This is a genomic window from Candidatus Methanarcanum hacksteinii, assembly GCF_964305265.1.
Classification (GTDB): domain Archaea; phylum Thermoplasmatota; class Thermoplasmata; order Methanomassiliicoccales; family Methanomethylophilaceae; genus Methanarcanum; species Methanarcanum hacksteinii.
In genome coordinates this window covers 171,369-190,712 of sequence record NZ_CAYATA010000003.1, presented here as the reverse complement: position 1 = coordinate 190,712, position 19,344 = coordinate 171,369, and the positions used below count along the sequence as shown (strand labels likewise).

Here is a 19,344-nt window from a genome sequence, read left to right as displayed (position 1 = left end):
CTCGATGTCCCGTCGATAGCTCACGCTATCGCATCGCGATGATGTTGTGCACGATCAATTGACGAAGAGCTTCATCGGATCGGATTCTGGAAGATCCGTCTTGTAATAGACCTCATCCGGCGTTCTAAGGCCTAACGCATGGTGAGGCCTGATGCTGTTGTAGAAATCCATGTAATCGTACAGGATGACACGTTTCTCTTCGATATCGTCGGTCTTATCGATATCCGTCTCACGACGGATATTCCCGTGCCAGCGTTCGACCTTCCCTTGGGTCGTGGGTCTCCTTATCCCTCCCATGCGATGGTCTATCCCGTATTCGTCACAGAACTCATCGAACCTCGAATTGCCGCCATGTGTGGAGTACCACTGGGTGCCGTGGTCCGAGAGGATGATCTTCGGCGTTCCATTTCCATGATGGCCTCTTTGATTATGCGTAAGACATCATCCGTGGTCCATGAATAGCTGATGTTCTTCGAGAGGATCTTCCTGGAATGGTCATCGATGACTGAAAGTAGGTGTGTTCCAGCTCCGAGATCGACGTAGTCGATCTGCCACATCTCATTGGGGAATGAGGCGCAGAAACGCTTGCGGGCTTGCCCCTTCTTCTTCGTGATATTGTCGAATCCGCATCTTCTCAACGTCTTCCTCACCGTCGGTGCGGAAGCATCGACGTTGGCGATCCTTCCTATCTTCTCCGCGCCGAGGAAACCGTACTTCTTCCTCGTCTTGACGACGGCCTTCTCGATCTCATCGCATTTCGGCGTAGCTCCAGGTCTCGGCCCTGGCCTCTTTGAGGCCAGGAGGCTCTTGAAACCTTTCTTGAAGCCGTATTCCTCCTTGGTGATGGTCATTATCCTTCCGCCTCTGGGGCCATGTCTGATGACCTTTCTTGCAGATTTTACGACCACGAGCAGCAGATTGCAGATGTTCGCTATGGCTTGATGACTCATGCCGAATCTCGCCCCTATAGCCCTGTAGGACTCCCCTTTGATGCGATATTGACAGATTTTGACCTTTTTCGCCTGTCTTTCATCCTCAAGCTTTTTTAGTCTCTTCGCTGTACGCTTATCTGGATTCTTTCTGGTCATTCCAATTTCCTGTAAAGAATCCACTTCTTACCAACTTTTCGTAGAAAACAGAAAACATACACTCACTTTGTTCGCGTCTGTTTTCTGTTTTCTTTTTGTCAAGTTAATTGTTTTCTAAAACACTGAGTATTTGAACAGATTAACCATCAACGAAGCCAGGGACTATTTCGCATTCGGGTCGATCCCAGATGGAAAAATCAGTATAGGCAATTACGAAATGGAGCGTGTAATGTACTGTAAACCTGGTCAAGCGAAATTAGATTTGAGTTGGATAGATTTCAATTCGGATTGGACTCAACCGCTTAATTGAATGTGGTATGACATAATGGACATTTCTTCTTTCAAGTAGTCTCATCCCGCTATCTACTGATGGGCTTTATCGTCTCTCAATATTAGGGTAAATGAGGTATTTTGAACCCTCCTTTCTGTGCATTTTGGTTCACGTTTGAGTTTTCGGGTAGTGAACTTTAACGTGAACCATTTTCGACACGATTTTAGACCTACTCAAAAAGTTGTATACGGGTTTTCAGGGGTTTTTCACCGATCTTTTACCTGTTTTTACCATGTCATTGACTTCGATTCCGAGATACTGGACAACAACGGTTCAGGTCCGTTGGTAAAAATCGGGGCAATAATGGAAACAGGGGATACACAGTCGAAAAATGCCTTTGGTTCAAATCCCGAAACGACCTACCAAAAAGGTCATTGAATTTTAGCCAGACATAGAATGAGTGGGCCCCCCCGGATTTGAACCGGAGTCTATGCCTCCCGAAGGCACAAGTATACCAAGCTAACCCAAGGGCCCGTGAGCCTCCCTAATATGTCATTGGTATAAAAGGTTTCTACAGTCGCTTTCCTTCTGGCTAGGGTGCTCAGGACATCATGTTCCTGAGCACTGTCTGAAGGATTCCGCCGTTCTTTATGTAATCCACCTCAGCTGGTACGTCCACCCTGCAGACCGTCCAGAATTCGAGTTTCTTACCATCCCTGTAAGCGGTGACCTTGACATCGCATTTGGGTTCGAGACCCTCTACCTCTATGTCGAACACCTCTTTACCTGTGAGTCCAAGTGATTCGAGGTTCTGTCCGTCACGGAATTGCAACGGAATTATTCCCATTCCGACGAGATTGGATCTGTGGATCCTTTCGAAGGATTCTGCGATCACAGCCCTTACACCAAGGAGGTACGGGCCCTTAGCTGCCCAATCCCTTGAGCTTCCCGTTCCGTATTCCTTGCCTGCGAGGACGATGAGTGGTGTCCTATCCTCGATGTATCTCCTGGATGTCTCGAAGATCGTATCGATCTTGTTCTCAGGTACGTACAGTGACCAACTGCCTTCCGTTCCGGGTGCGAGCCTGTTCTTCAATCTGATGTTGGCGAAGGTACCTCTTACCATCACCTCGTGGTTAGCTCTTCTTGAACCGTATGAATTGAAATCCTTGGGTTCGACTCCCAACGATATCAGATATTTCCCTGCATCAGATGTTGCGGAGAATGAACCTGCGGGCGAGATGTGGTCTGTGGTGATAGAATCTCCCAACGATGCGAGTGCATGCGATCTCTCGATGTTCTTTATCGCGGGTTCTTCGGACATGTCGTCGAAGAACGGAGGGTTCCTGATGTATGTGCTTCCCTCGTCCCATTCGAACAATGCTCCTTCGGGTGCCTCGATCGCTTTCCATCTATCCGAACCTTCGAATATGTTACTATATTGTTCGATGAACGTCTCCCTTGTGACGAATCTGTCCATGACCTCTTTGATCTCTTTATCCGAGGGCCAAATGTCCTTGAGGAACACATCCTTGCCTTCGAATTGACCCAAGGGTTCCGCACCCAGGTCTATGTCCACACGGCCTGCGATGGAGAATGCAACGACGAGTGGCGGTGATGCGAGATAGTTCGCTTTCACACTCGCATGGATACGTCCTTCGAAGTTCCTGTTGCTCGAAGCTATGGCAGCTGCAACGAGGTCGTTATCCTGTATCTTCTTCACGATCGCGGGATCCAACGGGCCACTGTTGCCGATGCATGTCATACATCCGTATCCTGTAACGTTGTATCCGAGTTCCTCGAGGTATCCGAGGAGTCCGGAGTCCTTCAGGTATTGTGTGACGACTCTCGAACCAGGCGAGAGTGATGTCTTCACGTACTCCTTCGGTCTCAATCCGAGTTCGTATGCCTTCTTCGCGACGAGTCCGGCAGCGATCATCACCGATGGGTTGGCGGTGTTCGTGCATGACGTGATGGATGCTATCGCAAGGAATCCGTCCTTGAGCCCATCTGCTTCCTTCTGTTCCTTCACTCCGAGTTCGTCCAATGTCGCACGGAATGCGGTCTTCATGTTACAGAGAGGTATCCTGTCCTGCGGTCTCTTGTGTCCTGCGAGCGAGGGATATACATCAGCGAGATCGAGCTCCAACATCTCGGTGTATTCAGCTTCGCCTTCATACCAGAGTGTCTGTTCCTTCGCGTATTTGACCACGGTGTCGATGTGCTTCTCATCCCTTCCTGAGAGTCTGAGGTAGTCGATGGTCTTCTGATCAATCGGGAAGAATCCCATTGTCGCACCGTATTCCGGACCCATGTTAGCTATGGTCGCCCTGTCGGCAAGTTCGAGGTTCTGGTATCCCTCACCACAGAATTCAACGAATTTACCTACGACACCAACTCTCCTCAACATCTCCACGATAGTGAGGACGAGGTCGGTCGCTGTCACTCCTTCCCTAAGTTTCCCTGTGAGTCTGAATCCGATGACGTCGGGTAATTTCATGTAACAGGGCTGTCCGAGCATGACAGCCTCAGCTTCAATGCCTCCGACGCCCCATCCTACGACTCCCAATCCATCTATCTGCGTGGTGTGTGAATCGGTACCGAAGCACGAATCGGGATATGCGGTCAAGACACCATCCTTCTTCACACAGTGAATCAGAGGTGAGAGGTATTCGAGGTTGACCTGGTGGCAGATGCCCTTTCCCGGGGGTACTGCGCGGAAGTTGTCGAATGAGCTCTGTGCCCATTTGAAGAGAGCGTATCTCTCCTTGTTCCTTTGGAAATCCAACTCCTCATTCTTCATCTCCGCATCGGGTGTACCCGCATAGTCGACTTGGATCGAGTGATCGATGACAAGATCGACAGGAACGAGGGGATTGATTCTCTTAGGATCGCCGCCCATCTTAGCGACGGCAGCCCTCATGGATGCGAGATCTACGACCGCAGCACCTCCTGTGAGGTCCTGGAGAAGCACACGTGCCGGAATGTAAGGGATCTCATCATCCACATTCTTCTTGGAGTTCCATGATGCTATCGTTGCGACATCATCGTCCGTTATGAGTTTCCCATCCTTTTGTCTGAGTAAGGATTCTACGAGGACCTTTATCGAATACGGCATCTTCTTCAGATCCTTTATCAGGCCTTGTGATTCCAATTCCCTCAGGCTATAGTACGTCACATTTCCTTCTTCCGTATCGATCGTCTTTCTGCAATCCTTAATCTTGACCATGGGATCAAACCTCTTTATTCGGTGATGGATGTTTTATTTATAATGATTAAGGGAGCTATCGGAAGAAATGACGTCATACAATGATGTCATTGATATCACGATAGGGAATTTTATACAAGTCCGCTAATACGGTGTGCATGAGGTGTTGTTCTTCTTCGAATTGTCAACATCATATCTGTCCGATCCAGGTCTTGATCATCGTTTTCGGTATCGTTGTGTCGGTATGGGGGATGATGGGTATTGGATTCGATCTGTCGTCCATGGATAAGGGTGCGAAATCGGAATTGATTGGTTATCTTTTGATCCTTGCATCATCATTGATGCTCGCCCTGTATGCGACAGTAGGTTACAAGAAGAAAGGTCCGATACACCTCGCTGGATGTGCTGGTATCTTCATCCTCAGCATAATCGCACACCCTATCCTCGGAGGGGATATAACGTTCACAAGGATGATTTTGATAGCCTTATCGATAATCTCCATCATAGCATTCGTGGCAACGATGTTCCTTAGAGGGGAGGATGATGTCCATATAGTATCGATGGTCATGGTCGTGGTCGTCACGATATCATCAATATGTATGATATTCATCGAGGATACCCCTAACGAACTTCTCAATGTGATGAGTGCGATAGTCCCTATCGCGATATCGGTTTCACTTGCATTGTTCTATCACGATAACAGTCATATGATATCCGGTTGAGCGTAGCACAGGGTGTAGCCCTGTTCTACACTATAATTACGACATTTGACGAAATAATTATTCGTCAATAATATATAACGCAATATTGTTCTCGTTTCATGGAAGGTGCGCTCAGAGAGAAGATGGCAGGAGAGATCGCCCTGTCATCCGAACCCGGAAAGGCAATCAGGAAATGGAGAGAGGAATTCGGCATAAGCCAACATCAACTCGCTGATGCCATCGGGATGTCGCATTCCGTAGTGAGTGATTATGAGTCCGGGAGAAGGAAATCTCCCGGAGTTCAGATGGTCAGGAAGATGATCGATGCTTTCATCGAGATCGATGTGGCAGCGGGATCCCCGACCATCAGGAAATATCAGCCCGATGACAGACCGGATTGTATCATAGACATGGGCGAGTTCCCAGAAGGGATCGAACTCAGCAAGTTCATGAAAACGATCATTGGAAAGAACATTGGGTATGACGGTATACAGAAGAAGATCTACGGATACACCGTCGTCGATTCGTTGAAGGCGATAATATCCTTGAATTCCTCTGATTACATGAAGATCTACGGATGGAGCATAGAGAGGGCACTGATCTTTACGGATGTACATTTCGGACGTTCACCGATGGTGGCGATCAGAGCACATCCGCTTACACCTGCTGCAGTCGTGTACATAAGGCCCGACAACAGCGATCCTTTGGCCATCAAATTGGCACAATTGGAGAAGGTTCCGTTGATAGAGACGAGCTTGGGTGTTAATGATGTCATATCGAAGATGAAGATGATGGCGGAGAGGGTATGATGGAAGCAGGAATAGTGAGTTATGGGGCATATGTGCCCAGGAACAGGATACTTCCCGAGGAGATCGGGAAAGTCTGGGGCGTGGATGGCAAGTCCATGGGAAAAGGATTGTACATTAATCAAAAGTCAGTCCCTTCGCCTGATGAGGATGTTGTCACTATCGCAACAGAGGCCGCAAGGAACATGATGGCAAGGGTACCGTTCGTGGACCCTAAGGACATAGGCGCAGTGTACGTTGGTTCGGAATCGCACCCGTATGCTGTAAAACCGACATCGACCATAGTCGCTGAGGCGATAGAGGCTACGCCTGCGATGACCGCTGCGGACCTCGAGTTCGCATGTAAGGCAGGTACAGCAGGTATCCAAATGAGCCTTGGTCTCGTCCTTTCAGGGATGATGAAGTACGCTGTGGCGATCGGTGCGGACACATCACAGGGCGCACCCGGGGATGCATTGGAGTATTCCGCATCCGCAGGCGGAGCAGCATATCTCATAGGTACGGAGGATGTGATCGCGAAGATCAACAAGACATTGAGTTTCACCACCGATACTCCGGACTTCTGGAGGAGGGAAGGTCAACCTTACCCCAAGCACGGAGGCAGATTCACAGGAGAACCTGCATATTTCAGGCATATAACATCAGCTGCCAAGATGATGTTCGATGCAATGGGCACCAAAGCGGAGGATTATGATTATGCAGTATTCCACCAGCCCAACGGAAAGTTCCCCACAAGGGTGGCTGCACAGCTCGGATTCACAGAGGAGCAGATCGAGAGAGGATTGTTGACGCCTAGCATAGGCAACACATACAGCGGGGCTGTTCCGTTAGGACTCTCGGCGATACTTGACGTAGCCAAACCAGGGGACAGGATTTTCGTCGTCTCATACGGTTCTGGAGCAGGAAGCGATGCGTTCGATATCACTGTGACCGATGAGATTAGTAAATTCAAGAGGGAGAACGCGCCCACGATGGACAAGATCCTCGAGGATGTCGTTTACCTCGATTATGCACAGTATGCCAAGTACAAAGGCAAGATCACACTGCCGGAGTGATAGGATGAGGGAAGTAGCAGTAATAGGGGTCGGAGTCACCAAATTCGGAGAACTCTGGAACAAATCATTCAGATCGATCGGAATCGAAGCAGGATTGAAAGCGATCGAGGATGCAGGTCTTGCAGGGAATGAGATCGATGGTATGTACATAGGGAACATGTCCGCGGGACGTTTCATCAACCAACAGCACGTGGATGCGCTCATAGCCGATTATTCCGGTATGGCATCCAACCACGTCCCATGTACGCGTGTCGAAGCAGGAGAGGCATCTGGAGGCGTGGCATTCAGAGAAGGTGTCATGGCTGTCGCGTCAGGACTTCAGGATTATGTCGTGGTCGCAGGTGCGGAGAAGATGACCGATCTCGATGATGCATCGATCAACAGCATCCTCGACACAACATCCGATTCTGAATGGGAAGCAGGGATGGGAATAACATTCGCATCTCTCTATGCGATGATGGCGAAGAGGATGATTAATGACGGTCTCGCTACGAGAGAGGAGATCGCATCCATGGCAGTGAACGGTCATGCACATGGTGCGTTAAATCCCAACGCACAGTTCAGGAAAGCCGTCAAACTTGAGACAGTGCTCAGGTCTGGAAGTGTTGCTGAACCTCTCGGTGTATTCGATTGTGCACCTATCTCTGATGGTGCGGCAGCTGTCGTACTCTGTCCTCTTGAGAAGGCAAAGGAGCACACCGATGCATACGCAAAGGTGTCCGCAGTGGTACAGAAGAGCGATACGCTCGCACTCTTCCAGAGGGATACGATCACATCGTTCGGTGCAACGGTCGCAGCCGCAAAGGATGCATACGCATATGCAGGGATCAAACCCGAGGACATATCTGTAGCAGAAATTCATGACAACTACACAGTGGCAGGCATAATGGCCCTTGAGGACCTCGGATTCTTCGGAAGGGGAAAAGCCGGTAAGGCCGTTCTCGAGGGAAAGGTTACTTACGGTAACGGAGGTAACCTTGTGGTCAACACATCAGGCGGTCTCAAGGCACGCGGTCACCCGTTGGGTGCGACAGGTGTGGCCCAGATCGCTGAGATCGTCGATCAGCTCAGAGGTAAGGCCGATGGAAGACAGGTCAAGGATGCCAAATACGGGCTCGCACAGAGCGTCGGAGGTACTGGTTCCACTGTCACCGTTTCAATATTGGAGGCGATCTGATGTCATCCGTAGCTAAAGAGTGGAGGGAGATTCCGGGAAGGTACAACCTTGAGGGTACCAAATGCCCCATTTGCGGAAAGGCATACTTCCCGAGCAGATCATTGTGTCCTCATTGCAGGAGGCAATCCCTCGGAAAGATGGAGCCGTACAAGGTCTGCAGGGAAGGAGAGGTGTACACCTTCTCGGTCATCCATGAGGCGCCTGATTGCAACAACATGCAGAAACCATACGTCGTAGCCATGGTCAGGACGAATGATGGATTGATGATATCATCACAGTTGGTCGATGTGAACATCGAGGATGTGAAGATAGGTATGCCCGTACGTGCTGTACTCCGTAAATTGGATGCGGATGGGGATTCGGGTGTCATCCATTACGGTTTCAAGTTCGTGCCGATCAAATGAACCAACAACGGTCGGACATTGAATGTCCGACCAAAACACCTTTAATATTTTGCTAAGTCGATCAATGCGACGCGTTCTAATGCGAGATCCTCGCATGGTATCCCCATTTCATTGATGAGACCTAGTCTCTCAGCTTTCTCCGGCGTACCTTCGATCAATGAATCATCCCTTGTCATTCCGATTTCATCTAACTTAGGATCAGGGATATCGATCAGTAATGCGACATAATCCATACGGCCTTCCTTCGGCTTCATCCTGGATAGCGCCTTCGAGATCTGCCTTTCTGATGCGGCATAGATTATCGTCTCTGTGAGGATGGTCTTCGAACGGTTCATCCCATGTTCGAATGCCCTTACGGCGTGTTCTGCAGCCGATTCGATCATATCGCGACCATAGACATAATCGGGATCGAGGAGTACGACCTCTCCGCCCATCGATGTGAAATGTTCTACGATCGTCTCGAATGATGCATTTCCTCTCATCCCGATGACACTGAAGTCCATGTCCTCGAATTCTAAATCAATGATATAAACATCGGCATATGATAGCACATAGGATGCACGTCAATCATTGAGAAATGATGTCAATGATCCCATCAGATACTGTATCCATATGTAGCAAAGGAAACCCTCTCATTAAGTTCTTGCAGACACCTTTAATATGGAATAGACATTCCAATCCTCGGTAACACGTGATCATCATGAGCGAATGGGTAAGGATTCACGCGCCAGCGACGACATCGAACATCGGAGCAGGGTTCGACATATTCGGATTGGCACTCGACGAGCCGTTTGATACGATTGAAGGAAGGAAGATCGATTCTGGTATCAGTATCACTGAGATCTCAGGACCTGGGAGCGAAGGCATCCCTACAGATCCGACCAAGAATTCCGTAGGTATTGCAGCTACTGAGGTGTTGAAGAGGACAGGTTCCGACTTCGGTATCGAGATAAGAATCAAGAAAGGTATCAGGCCGTGCAGCGGTATCGGTTCATCAGGAGCATCCGCTGCGGGAGGTGCATATCTCGCCCATGTGCTCACAGGGGAGAAGCTCACGCCGACAGAGGTCGTATTGTGCGCAGCACATGCAGAGGATGTGACATCCGGAGGCTTCCATGCGGATAACGTCGCACCATGTATCCTTGGCGGATTCACGATGATAAGGTCCTATGAACCCTTCGAGGTGATATCGATAAGGCCTCCAGATGATCTCGGTATCGTCATCGCGATGCCCGATGTGCTCGTACCCACGAAGGAATCAAGGCAGGTATTGCCGACACAGGTTTCCGTGAAGGATCTCGTCTTCCATGTAGGTAACGCTTCATGTCTCGTTCACGGTATGGAGGTCGGAGATGTCGATCTTATTGGACGCAGCATCAAGGATGCGGTATTCGAACCTGCAAGGGCTGGTCTTGTCCCCCATCTCAAAGAAGCGGAGAAGGCAGCACTCAGTGCTGGTGCTAAGGCTTCATTCCTTGGAGGATCTGGTCCGTGTATAATCTCATTCTTCAAGAAATCGGAGATGGATGGGAAGAACATCGCTGATGCAGTGAAGAGCGTTTATGATCAGAACAATATGCATTGCGACACCTGGGTGACCACCTGGGGCGAAGGATGTAGGAGAGAGTAATATGAGTAATCACAAAGTGGTATGTTGGGATTGCGGATGTGATGTTGATGACCCGTTCACCAACATCTGCCCGAGATGTGGTGGCCTCTTGACCGTCAAGATGGATCTCGAGAAGGTGAAGGAGAAGAAACCTACCGATCTTGCGAAGGAACCGATCGGTGTATGGAGATACGCTGATTTCCTTCCTGTGGACAAGAAACATGCAGTATCCATCAAAGAGGGCGGAACGCCTCTCTATTCGACCAAGGCATTGGGTGCAGAGATCGGTATCCCCGATCTGTTCGTCAAATACGAGGGTGCGAACCCTACAGGTTCATTCAAGGACAGGGGTATGACCGTTGGGGTATCCCATGCTGTAGAGCTAGGTGTCCCTACTGTCGGTTGCGCATCGACCGGAAATACTTCCGCATCACTCGCAGCATACGCCGCGAAAGCAGGACTGAAATGTGCTGTCTTCCTCCCATCTGGAAAGGTCGCGGCAGGTAAACTCGCACAGGCCATGTTCTTCGGAGCGAAGGTCCTTTCGATCGATGGTAACTTCGATGATGCACTCGCGTTGGCAAGGAAGATGGCAGAAGAGAGGAAGATCTACCTCCTGAACAGTATCAACCCATTCAGGCCTGAGGGTCAGAAATCAGTATTGTTCGAGATAATGGATCAGCTCCAGTATGATGTTCCTGACAGGATCATCCTTCCTGTTGGAAATGCAGCGAACATATGGGCCATCTACAAGGCCATCACCGAACTGAAAGAGGTCGGTTGGATCGACAAGATGCCGATGCTCACAGGAATACAGGCAGAAGGTGCATCACCAATCGCATCAGCATTCGCTGCCAAGACGAATGATTTCGTCGCAGAGGAGAATCCCGAGACGATCGCTACGGCCATAAGGATTGGAAACCCAATCAGCGGAAGGAAGGCTCTCAAAGCCATCTATGACACTGGAGGATATTCGACCACAGTGACGGATGCGGAGATCATCGCAGCACAGAAACTCCTTGGAAGGAGAGAGGGTGTTTGTGTTGAGCCTGCATCTGCAGCTTCCGTAGCAGGTGCTAAGAAGTTGCGTGAGATGGGAATCATCGACAGGGATGAGAAGGTTGTTTGTATCTGTACGGGTAACGGTCTGAAGGACCCCGACACGATCATCAACAACTGTGAGCCTATAATCAAATGTGCGAACAGTGTCGAAGCTGTTGAGAATATTCTCAATTGAAATCGAAGAGACTCGACTGCTTCGGCCCGGCCGTAGCGGTCAACTCTTCATCTTCTTCTATCGATGTCGGAGCGGATGTGTATACATCATCTTTCTGTCCGACCTCTTCTTTGAGTTTATGCGCCAATGCGTTGCCTATACTAGGTATCGCGGCCAGGGCATTGACATCTATCCTCGCGATATCGTCTCTTGTCTTCACCATGTGATCATACAATGATCTGGCTCTTGCTCTTCCAACACCCCTCATCGATACGAGTTCTATCAGTTCGGATCTTATGCCGTATCTAACTCTTGTCAACATCTCGCGGAGTCTTTTGACGACACTCGGTTTGAACAGAACAGCGATCTCGCTCATCGCATACAGCAACCAATCCATCATATCGACCCTCGACCTTATGTCTCCAGGCCCTATTCCGAATGAATCCGTAATCACGTCCTCGCTCATCTCTCCGATCCAATCTTGGATGAGGCAAGCCGTTTTCAAATCGCTCAGGAAATATTCGTAGGAATAATCCATGTCATCGGGTACATCAACAAGCATATCATCCTCGAATTCCCTGATGGTGGCAGCAAGGAAATCTTGATCCTTTTTCTTCGGATATAGACCAAGGACATCCGGTGTCGATGCCACAGCATGCAATATCGGAAGATCGAGCGTATCCTCATCCATCTTCTCCACAGCATCTCTCAGGATGACTGCTGATTTCGGATCGATGTATAGATCCGAGACCCTCTTTCCGAATGGTAGTGCTAGGATATCATCATCCCTTCTCTCGACCATCTTATTCTCACAAAGGAAATCGACTATGTTCTCTACTGCGGATTCTATTCCGTACAGCGAGGATTCACTTCCATAGAACGTATCCCTCATGAATTCAACGATATCGTCAATGTTGGATACATCGCCTGTAGCTATCAATCCAAGTATATGATTCCTCAACACGGTCTCGTTACCGAGTTTAGACATTATCGCTTCCGTATCGCACATCACATAGTTGTCCATGAGATTCTCGTAATCATCATATGATTTGGCGATCAGTATCGCTTCGCCGTACGGATCGTATCCCGGTCTTCCTGCACGTCCGCACATCTGTTTTATCTCCATGACGGAGATAGGCGTGTTACCGGAGTTCGCTTCGAAACGTTTCGTATCCCTGACGATGACGCGTCTTGCAGGCAGATTGATGCCTGCTGCCAATGTCGGTGTCGCTACGATGCATTTGATGTTCCCGTTACGGAAGTTCTCCTCAACGTAACGTCTCTGTTTGAAGGTGAGGCCGGCATTGTGGAATGCCATGCCATCCTTGATGCATTCGGACAGTTTTCTTCCGAGGGATGTTGTATCGGAATCTCCCTCAATCGTCGAGATCTCTTCATTCGAGAGTTCTCTTTTCGCGTACTTTCTCATCTTCGGAGAGTATTTCACCGCCAATGATTCCGTGGAACGTCTCGCATTGACGAATATGATGCATTGCCCTCCATTCTGTATGCTCTGCTCTAGCAATGCCCATATCTCGTCCTTGCCCGCCTCTATATCGAATGAACGACCGTCCTCGAACGTCACTTCGTCGTCGTAATAGACTCCTTCATGCAGAGGTATCGGACGCCAATCCATCTTCACGAGTTCGGCATCCAACCACATGGCTAGGTCGTTAGCGTTGGTGATGGTTGCGGATAATGCTATTATCTGAACATCATTGCGTTTTCTCTTGATCTTGGTCAATGTGACCTCAAGGGTCGGACCCCTGGAAGGGTCATGGATCAGATGGATCTCATCCGCGATGACCAATCCGATCTCATCGATTATGCTGCTCCCATGTCTGATGAGGGAATCCGCCTTCTCCGATGTAGCTACGATGAAATCTGCATCCTTCAGCCATCTATCGTCAGAATCCAGATCGCCGATGCTCAATGATGTCTTGAATCCAAGATGTGCGAAGCGATCCATATCATCCTTCTTCTCGGATGCAAGGGCCTTGAGCGGTACGATGTACAGTACTTTCTTCTTCTTTTCGAGTATGGTCTTCAGAGCGGCGGTGTATCCTATCAACGATTTTCCGCTGGCCGTGGGCACAGCTACGACTAGATTCCTCCCTTCCAGTGCGATAGGTATGGCCTTTTCCTGCGGAGGGTGTAGTGTGTGATATCCGCATTCCTCCAGAGCGGTTATCGCCTCATCTGGAAGATCCAACTCATTGACTCTCATATATCGGCCGCCGATCAGCGAATGAAGTTCGTGAGTGTCGTAGGTTCCCTTTCTGGTTTGACGATACCGTTCTTCTTGCCGAGGTCGATGCATTTCAGCAACCAGGCCATGTTCCTGCCCAATGTGCGCATGGTCTGCATCCCTTCCACATCCTGTACGACCTCTTCTTTGTTACCGCCATGTACCTGGTTCCAATATTGTGATGTCACGATTGGCATATCATTGATGGCGAAGTACTTGTTCAAACGGTCGAAAGCCGCACTCGCTCCTCCTCTCCTGCACGAAACTACGCATGCCGCTGGTTTGCCTCTGAGCATCGCACCGTATGCGTAGAACAGTCTGTCCATGAATGCCTGTAGCTGTCCCGATGGGCCGGCGTAGTAAACAGGTGAACCGAAAATGAATCCATCATAGAGTTCCAATCTGGAACCGATATCATGGACGGGATCGTTATCGATTATGCAACGTCCTGTCTTCTTGCATGATTTGCATGCGCTGCAACCAGCTATCGTCCTGTTGCCGATGGTTATGATCTCAGTCCCTATGCCTTCCGCTTCGAGTGCGTCAGCGACCTCTTTCAATGCGGTGTATGTGCATTCCTTCCTCGGGCTTCCATTGATCAACAATACCTTCATGTTCTGACCATAAGTGTCGCGTGTTTATTACGTCTTTCCACGGAAGTATGGAAGTATTTAGGATGACGAACCCAAAATATCGTTATATAACGAACCATAGATTACATGGCATGAAGGACAGGTACGACATCGTGGTAGTAGGTGCTGGTCCAGCAGGTTCGATGGCCGCTAAACATGCAGCACTCGTTGGAGCGGACGTTCTTCTCATAGAGAAGAAGGCTGAGATCGGAGCCCCGCTCAGGTGTGCCGAGGGTGTTTCAAAGAGGAGGCTCAAAGAGGTCTGTATCGAACCTGATCCTATGTGGATCTCTTCTGAGATACGCGGGACAATCATGCGTACCGTTGGTGGGAGTTACCTCAAGGTGGATGAGAGTTGGAAGGATGGGGAGGTAGGTTACGTACTGAATCGTCATCTCTTTGATAAATTCGTAGCAGAACAAGCTGCCGAGGCTGGTGCGGATGTTGTAGTACGTGCTGCGTGCACAGGCGTGATACGCGACAACAGTGGTAAGATTTCTGGTGTAAGGGTAACTCACATGGGCGAAACGAAGGAGATAGGTTGCGATTGCATAGTGGCTGCTGATGGTTTCGAATCCCAGGTGGCTAGATGGGCAGGCATCGATACCTCACTATCTCTCAACGACATCGATTCCTGCATACAATACACCATGGTCGATGTCGATATCGTACAGGATTACTGCGAATTCATTCTTGGTTCAGTATCACCTGGAGGATACGTTTGGATATTCCCCAAAGGAAAGCATTCTGCTAACGTAGGACTGGGCATCCAAGGTACCAAGATAGAGCCTGGAAGAGGTCCGAAATATTACCTTGACAGATTCATAGAATCGGATCCTAGATTGAAGAACGGATCCGTAGTCAATATCGCCGCAGGCATGGTGTCCTTGTGTCCCGGCCTTGAATCCGCTGCGGAGGATGGGATAGTCCTTGTCGGAGATGCTGCTAGAGTCATAGATCCAATGACAGGCGGAGGTATCTATCATGCACTTATGACAGGTATGCATGCTGGAGAGACCTTGGCCGAATGCTATCTGAAGAAAGATTATTCCAAAGAGTCGTTCAAACCTTATGAGGAGGTTTGGCGTGGAAAGATCATGAAAGAGCTCCAAAGGAACTGGAAGATAAAGGAGAAATTCGTCGATATGGATGACAGAACGATCGATGAATTGATCGAGGTCGCATCACATGCGGAAATGGAGAAGGTCAGGGTGGATGACATGGTGAAAGTGGTGAAGGAACGTTGCCCTGATATCGTTTCGCTCTACAAGTGAAGTGTTCCGAGAACAGAAGCGACAATAACTGCAAGTATCGAGTATTTGGCAATTCTTTCGGAACACTTCGTATCTACGCGCCCCGATGCAGATATCAGAAGCATCACATCAGCAATGGATATGGATGCATATAGTATGCTCGATGATCTTATCATCAACGGGATCGATGATATTATCACAGCAACTACGTAGGACAGGCGTGCGACAACGGATGAACGTTCAACACCGATGCGCATTGGTAAGGTCTTTCTATCAGCTGAATCTCCGTCCTTGTCCATTATGTCCTTTTGTATCTCTCTGCCCAATGTTATCATGAATACCGTGGCAGAAAGCACAGAACACGCAGATATGTTATGCACCATAGCCCCTCCAAGTATGAAGGATGCGCCAGTGAGTGCTGCTATCGTTATATTTCCGATGAAGCCTTTCTTCTTCAATATCATCTCATAGGCGGTTATCGCTACACATGCTACACCGACTATCATAATCACAAGAGGATCCATCGAGATGACGGATGATGCTAGTGCGAGGGCGAGACATATCAGCCCAAAATGGAATGCGGAGGTCGACGAGATCTTCCCACATGGTACGGGCCTATCCGGATGCGCTATCCTATCTACCTCACCATCAACGCTGTCATTGATGGAATTGCCACCAGCGATGTAGAACACGACTGCAATCGACACGATGATCACTTCCATCATGTGATCCGCAATGTTTGTTCCAGATGCGACGAATGCAGCAGCTATCAGGCCGATGAGGCCCACAATGATGTCAGCTGGACGTGTGAGTTCGATATAGGGATTCAATATTCTACTGTATCGAGACCTGATTGAAGTACTTTGGTCATTCGCATCACTGATCCTTCCCTCATTGTCATATACATCCAACATAGCAATCATGACGATTCCGTTTCAGTCAATTATATAAGGTATGAGATAATCGCTGTAGATGCAGAAGTCGGATTAGACAGCTGCCTTTTGACAGAATTCTATTCTGGAAGGTATAATACATGTCTGAACAACAAGTTCTCAAAACAGGAACCACTACCATCGGTGTAAAGTACAAGGACGGAGTAATTCTCGCTTCAGATCAGAGAGCGACGATGAGCAACATGATCGCACATTCTGATGTTCAGAAGGTCCACAAGATCGCTGACAACCTCGGATTGACGATCGCTGGAGTCGTAGGTGACGCACAGCTCATGGTCAGATTCATCCAGAGCGAGGTGGCCCTCTATTCGATGAGGAAGGGTGCTCCGATGTCCGTCAATGCAGCGGCTACACTCGTAGCTAACGTTATCCGTAATGGATTCTACGTCGGACACATCATCGGCGGTTACGACAACACAGGCGGTCACATCTACAGCATAGATGGTGCTGGAGGATATATCGAGGACAACGTCATGTCCGTTGGTTCAGGATCGGTGTTCGCACTCGGTTCGCTTGAGACGACATACAAACCCGATCTCTCAGAGGATGAGGCAAGGGACATCGTCATAATGGCATTGCATGCAGCGATGAACAGAGACTCTGCATCCGGTGACGGAATGCTCATCGCAGTCATCAACAAGGACGGATTCAAGTGGATCCCTAAGGATGAGATCAAGGCTCGTGCCGTCGAACTCGGGATCAACTATCCCGTAAGATGATCCCTCCTACCAAACCCCTTATTCTCAAACCCATTCTTTCCAATTAATCTCAAGGACCCATTTACATGAGCGTTGATAGACAATTCGCTAATCTCAAAGAGGAGATAAGACGCATAATCCCGAAAAATCTGGACATAACGGCTATCGAGGTCGAAGGACCTACGATCGTGATATACTCTAAAGACTTTGATAAATTCTCTGAGAACGCCAACATAACCAAGATGTTGGCCACCGAGCTCAAGAAGAGATTCGACATCCGCCCTGACCCTAAGTCATTGGAGAACTCGGATGATGTCGAAGAGAAGATCAGAGCTATGATACCTGAGGAAGCGGAGATAACCGGTCTTTACTTCGATTATGATACTGGCGTAGTGATGGTGGAGGCCAAGAATCCTGGAGCCATCGTAGGAAAGGGTGGACAATACCTTACGGATCTGAAGAAGAGTACCGGATGGAACATAAAGACGATCCGTTCGCCTCCGATCCCCTCCAAGACGATCAATGATGTCCGCGGATACTTGAGATACAGTCGTGATGAGAGGTCAGAGATCATGCGCCACATCGGTAGGCGTATCAATAGGGCCATCATAGAGAACGGGGAACAGTTCGTGAGGATGACATCCTTGGGCGGTTTCAGACAGGTCGGTAGATCATGCACTCTTCTGATGACAAAGAACAGCAAGATCCTCATCGATTGCGGTCTCGACCCGTCATCCGATGCATCCCCGTACTTCAATGTCCCTGAGATGAAGCCGATAACGGATATTGATGCCGTTGTCATCACACATGCACATATGGACCACTGCGGTCTGCTCCCCGTACTCTACAAATACGGATTCGACGGGCCGATATACTGTACTCCTCCAACGAGGGACCTTATGACCCTTCTACAGTTGGATTCAATAAAGCTCATGTTCGGTGAGGCGAAGAAGGCACCTTTCGATGCTTCTGATGTAAGGGAGGAGATATTGCACGTCATACCATTGCAATATGAGAAGACGACCGATATCGCCCCAGATGTGAGATTGACATTCTATAACGCAGGACACATCCTCGGATCATCCATAGCGCATTTCAACCTCTGCAACGGATTCCATAATGTTGCATTCACTGGGGATACCAAATTCGAGAAATCATGGTTGTTCAATCCCGCAAGTACAAGATTCATTCGTCTGGAGTCGTTGGTCATAGAATCGACATACGGCGGACACAATGATATGCAACCGAGCAGGATGGATGCATCAGAGGAGATGTGCAGCATACTGCAGAAGGCTACCGAGAATGGCGGAAAGGTCTTGATCCCTGTGTTCGCTGTCGGAAGGTCGCAGGAGGTCATGTTGGTCATCGAAGAGATGATGCGTACTGGTAAGTTGCCCAAGATGCCCGTTTACCTTGATGGTATGATCTGGGAGGCAACAGCCATCCACACAGCCTATCCTGAATATCTCAACAGTCAACTCAAGACCAAGATATTCCAACAGAATGAGAATCCTTTCCTGTCTCCCATATTCAAACGTGTGGAGACATCGGATATGAGAGAGGAGATATGTCATTCGCCCGATTCCTGTATCGTTCTTGCTACAAGCGGTATGATGACCGGCGGTCCTGTGATGGAGTACTTCAGGGAGTGGGTGGACGATCCCAACAATTGGTTGATGTTCGTCGGTTACCAGAGCGAGAATTCCTTGGGACGCACAATCCAAAGAGGAAGGAAAGAGGTATCATTGACTATGAAAGGCGGAAAGTCGCTCAATCTCGAGGTCAAGATGAATGTCGTGACCATTGACGGTTTCTCAGGACATTCCGACCGTAAACAATTGATGAATTATATCTCGAAATTGGATCCAAGGCCTTCCAAGATAATCGTAGGCCATGGTGAGGATCGTAAATGTGCGGATCTCGCATCATCGATCTATCAGAAATATAAGATAGAGACGAAAGCGCCTCAGAACCTTGAGACGATCCGTCTTAGATGATCGTGATGGGAGAAGAGATTCTCCCAAA

The 19,344-nt window shown here is 49.0% G+C and carries 17 protein-coding genes and 1 tRNA gene; 10 read left to right on the top strand and 8 right to left on the bottom strand.

What is annotated here, in order from left to right:
• Positions 1 to 54: 54 nt before the first annotated feature.
• The 4 genes from ACI2NF_RS05705 to acnA all read right to left on the bottom strand — a co-directional run bounded on the left by ACI2NF_RS05705 (position 55) and on the right by acnA (position 4,588).
• The gene (locus tag ACI2NF_RS05705) at positions 55 to 297 is read right to left on the bottom strand and encodes an integrase core domain-containing protein (protein ID WP_400210580.1); all 243 of its coding nucleotides are present in this window, start codon (positions 295 to 297) and stop codon (positions 55 to 57) included.
• A gap of 8 nt (positions 298 to 305) precedes the next feature.
• Positions 306 to 1,088 carry a hypothetical protein gene (locus ACI2NF_RS05700; protein WP_400210578.1) on the bottom strand — a complete coding sequence of 261 codons (783 nt, stop codon included), beginning with the start codon at positions 1,086 to 1,088 and terminating at the stop codon, positions 306 to 308.
• Positions 1,089 to 1,820: 732 nt separating this feature from the next.
• Positions 1,821 to 1,893 (bottom strand) — tRNA-Pro (locus ACI2NF_RS05695).
• 67 nt (positions 1,894 to 1,960) lie between these two features.
• Complete coding sequence (gene acnA, locus ACI2NF_RS05690) at positions 1,961 to 4,588, bottom strand: aconitate hydratase AcnA (RefSeq protein ID WP_400146364.1); 2,628 nt, start codon at positions 4,586 to 4,588, stop codon at positions 1,961 to 1,963.
• Positions 4,589 to 4,725: 137 nt separating this feature from the next.
• On the opposite strand from acnA, the gene ACI2NF_RS05685 reads away from it, so the two are divergent.
• From ACI2NF_RS05685 to ACI2NF_RS05665, 5 genes are all read left to right on the top strand, one after another.
• On the top strand, positions 4,726 to 5,289 hold the full coding sequence (locus ACI2NF_RS05685; RefSeq protein ID WP_400152228.1) for a hypothetical protein: 564 nt from the start codon (positions 4,726 to 4,728) through the stop codon (positions 5,287 to 5,289).
• A 98-nt stretch (positions 5,290 to 5,387) separates the two neighbouring features.
• On the top strand, positions 5,388 to 6,077 hold the full coding sequence (locus ACI2NF_RS05680) for a helix-turn-helix domain-containing protein (RefSeq protein WP_400146367.1): 690 nt from the start codon (positions 5,388 to 5,390) through the stop codon (positions 6,075 to 6,077).
• A complete protein-coding gene (locus ACI2NF_RS05675) occupies positions 6,077 to 7,129 on the top strand; it encodes a hydroxymethylglutaryl-CoA synthase (protein ID WP_400148875.1) in 1,053 nt (350 codons plus the stop codon). The genes ACI2NF_RS05680 and ACI2NF_RS05675 overlap by 1 nt, the downstream gene beginning before the upstream one ends.
• 4 nt (positions 7,130 to 7,133) lie before the next feature.
• The gene (locus ACI2NF_RS05670; protein ID WP_400206540.1) at positions 7,134 to 8,306 is read left to right on the top strand and encodes a thiolase domain-containing protein; all 1,173 of its coding nucleotides are present in this window, start codon (positions 7,134 to 7,136) and stop codon (positions 8,304 to 8,306) included.
• Positions 8,306 to 8,710: a Zn-ribbon domain-containing OB-fold protein gene (locus tag ACI2NF_RS05665; protein ID WP_400148856.1), complete on the top strand. Its 405-nt coding sequence runs from the start codon at positions 8,306 to 8,308 to the stop codon at positions 8,708 to 8,710. The genes ACI2NF_RS05670 and ACI2NF_RS05665 overlap by 1 nt, the downstream gene beginning before the upstream one ends.
• 41 nt (positions 8,711 to 8,751) lie before the next feature.
• Here the strand turns inward: ACI2NF_RS05665 and cgi121 are convergent, their stop codons facing one another.
• The gene (gene cgi121 / locus ACI2NF_RS05660) at positions 8,752 to 9,213 is read right to left on the bottom strand and encodes a KEOPS complex subunit Cgi121 (RefSeq protein ID WP_400211206.1); all 462 of its coding nucleotides are present in this window, start codon (positions 9,211 to 9,213) and stop codon (positions 8,752 to 8,754) included.
• Between the two features lie 197 nt (positions 9,214 to 9,410).
• On the opposite strand from cgi121, the gene ACI2NF_RS05655 reads away from it, so the two are divergent.
• Both ACI2NF_RS05655 and thrC read left to right on the top strand, forming a co-directional pair.
• Complete coding sequence (locus tag ACI2NF_RS05655; protein ID WP_400146375.1) at positions 9,411 to 10,340, top strand: homoserine kinase; 930 nt, start codon at positions 9,411 to 9,413, stop codon at positions 10,338 to 10,340.
• A 1-nt stretch (position 10,341) separates the two neighbouring features.
• A complete protein-coding gene (gene thrC / locus ACI2NF_RS05650) occupies positions 10,342 to 11,556 on the top strand; it encodes a threonine synthase (protein ID WP_400146377.1) in 1,215 nt (404 codons plus the stop codon).
• On the opposite strand, the gene ACI2NF_RS05645 is transcribed toward thrC, so the two are convergent.
• The gene (locus ACI2NF_RS05645) at positions 11,549 to 13,762 is read right to left on the bottom strand and encodes a DEAD/DEAH box helicase (RefSeq protein WP_400211205.1); all 2,214 of its coding nucleotides are present in this window, start codon (positions 13,760 to 13,762) and stop codon (positions 11,549 to 11,551) included. The two genes, thrC and ACI2NF_RS05645, sit on opposite strands and share 8 nt — an antisense overlap.
• A 14-nt stretch (positions 13,763 to 13,776) precedes the next feature.
• Complete coding sequence (locus ACI2NF_RS05640; RefSeq protein ID WP_400146381.1) at positions 13,777 to 14,397, bottom strand: flavodoxin family protein; 621 nt, start codon at positions 14,395 to 14,397, stop codon at positions 13,777 to 13,779.
• Between the two features lie 110 nt (positions 14,398 to 14,507).
• Here ACI2NF_RS05640 and ACI2NF_RS05635 point away from each other — a divergent pair, with 110 nt between their 5' ends.
• A complete protein-coding gene (locus ACI2NF_RS05635) occupies positions 14,508 to 15,689 on the top strand; it encodes a geranylgeranyl reductase family protein (RefSeq protein WP_400146383.1) in 1,182 nt (393 codons plus the stop codon).
• Here ACI2NF_RS05635 and ACI2NF_RS05630 read toward each other — a convergent pair.
• Positions 15,680 to 16,591 (bottom strand): geranylgeranylglycerol-phosphate geranylgeranyltransferase, encoded by a 912-nt coding sequence (locus ACI2NF_RS05630; RefSeq protein WP_400204742.1) that lies wholly within the window; start codon positions 16,589 to 16,591, stop codon positions 15,680 to 15,682. The genes ACI2NF_RS05635 and ACI2NF_RS05630 overlap by 10 nt on opposite strands.
• Positions 16,592 to 16,701: 110 nt before the next feature.
• Between ACI2NF_RS05630 and ACI2NF_RS05625 the strand changes: the two genes are divergently transcribed.
• Entirely contained in the window at positions 16,702 to 17,340 is a 639-nt protein-coding gene (locus ACI2NF_RS05625; protein ID WP_400146387.1) for a proteasome subunit beta, read from the top strand.
• Between the two features lie 65 nt (positions 17,341 to 17,405).
• Positions 17,406 to 19,316, top strand: a complete 1,911-nt coding sequence (locus tag ACI2NF_RS05620) for a beta-CASP ribonuclease aCPSF1 (RefSeq protein WP_400196246.1) — start codon at positions 17,406 to 17,408, stop codon at positions 19,314 to 19,316.
• The last annotated feature ends 28 nt before the right edge of the window (positions 19,317 to 19,344 follow it).

What these genes read in the sequence shown, in the direction of transcription:
- ACI2NF_RS05640 (WP_400146381.1), bottom strand. Translation starts at nt 14,397, where the DNA reads ATGAAGGTATTGTTGATCAATGGAAGCCCGAGGAAGGAATGCACATAC.
- ACI2NF_RS05675 (WP_400148875.1), top strand. Translation starts at nt 6,077, where the DNA reads ATGGAAGCAGGAATAGTGAGTTATGGGGCATATGTGCCCAGGAACAGG.
- ACI2NF_RS05680 (WP_400146367.1), top strand. Translation starts at nt 5,388, where the DNA reads ATGGAAGGTGCGCTCAGAGAGAAGATGGCAGGAGAGATCGCCCTGTCA.
- ACI2NF_RS05635 (WP_400146383.1), top strand. Translation starts at nt 14,508, where the DNA reads ATGAAGGACAGGTACGACATCGTGGTAGTAGGTGCTGGTCCAGCAGGT.
- ACI2NF_RS05670 (WP_400206540.1), top strand. Translation starts at nt 7,134, where the DNA reads ATGAGGGAAGTAGCAGTAATAGGGGTCGGAGTCACCAAATTCGGAGAA.
- ACI2NF_RS05625 (WP_400146387.1), top strand. Translation starts at nt 16,702, where the DNA reads ATGTCTGAACAACAAGTTCTCAAAACAGGAACCACTACCATCGGTGTA.
- thrC (WP_400146377.1), top strand. Translation starts at nt 10,342, where the DNA reads ATGAGTAATCACAAAGTGGTATGTTGGGATTGCGGATGTGATGTTGAT.
- ACI2NF_RS05630 (WP_400204742.1), bottom strand. Translation starts at nt 16,591, where the DNA reads ATGATTGCTATGTTGGATGTATATGACAATGAGGGAAGGATCAGTGAT.
- ACI2NF_RS05620 (WP_400196246.1), top strand. Translation starts at nt 17,406, where the DNA reads ATGAGCGTTGATAGACAATTCGCTAATCTCAAAGAGGAGATAAGACGC.
- ACI2NF_RS05705 (WP_400210580.1), bottom strand. Translation starts at nt 297, where the DNA reads ATGGGAGGGATAAGGAGACCCACGACCCAAGGGAAGGTCGAACGCTGG.
- ACI2NF_RS05655 (WP_400146375.1), top strand. Translation starts at nt 9,411, where the DNA reads ATGAGCGAATGGGTAAGGATTCACGCGCCAGCGACGACATCGAACATC.
- ACI2NF_RS05685 (WP_400152228.1), top strand. Translation starts at nt 4,726, where the DNA reads ATGAGGTGTTGTTCTTCTTCGAATTGTCAACATCATATCTGTCCGATC.
- ACI2NF_RS05645 (WP_400211205.1), bottom strand. Translation starts at nt 13,762, where the DNA reads ATGAGAGTCAATGAGTTGGATCTTCCAGATGAGGCGATAACCGCTCTG.
- ACI2NF_RS05700 (WP_400210578.1), bottom strand. Translation starts at nt 1,088, where the DNA reads ATGACCAGAAAGAATCCAGATAAGCGTACAGCGAAGAGACTAAAAAAG.
- acnA (WP_400146364.1), bottom strand. Translation starts at nt 4,588, where the DNA reads ATGGTCAAGATTAAGGATTGCAGAAAGACGATCGATACGGAAGAAGGA.
- cgi121 (WP_400211206.1), bottom strand. Translation starts at nt 9,213, where the DNA reads ATGGACTTCAGTGTCATCGGGATGAGAGGAAATGCATCATTCGAGACG.
- ACI2NF_RS05665 (WP_400148856.1), top strand. Translation starts at nt 8,306, where the DNA reads ATGTCATCCGTAGCTAAAGAGTGGAGGGAGATTCCGGGAAGGTACAAC.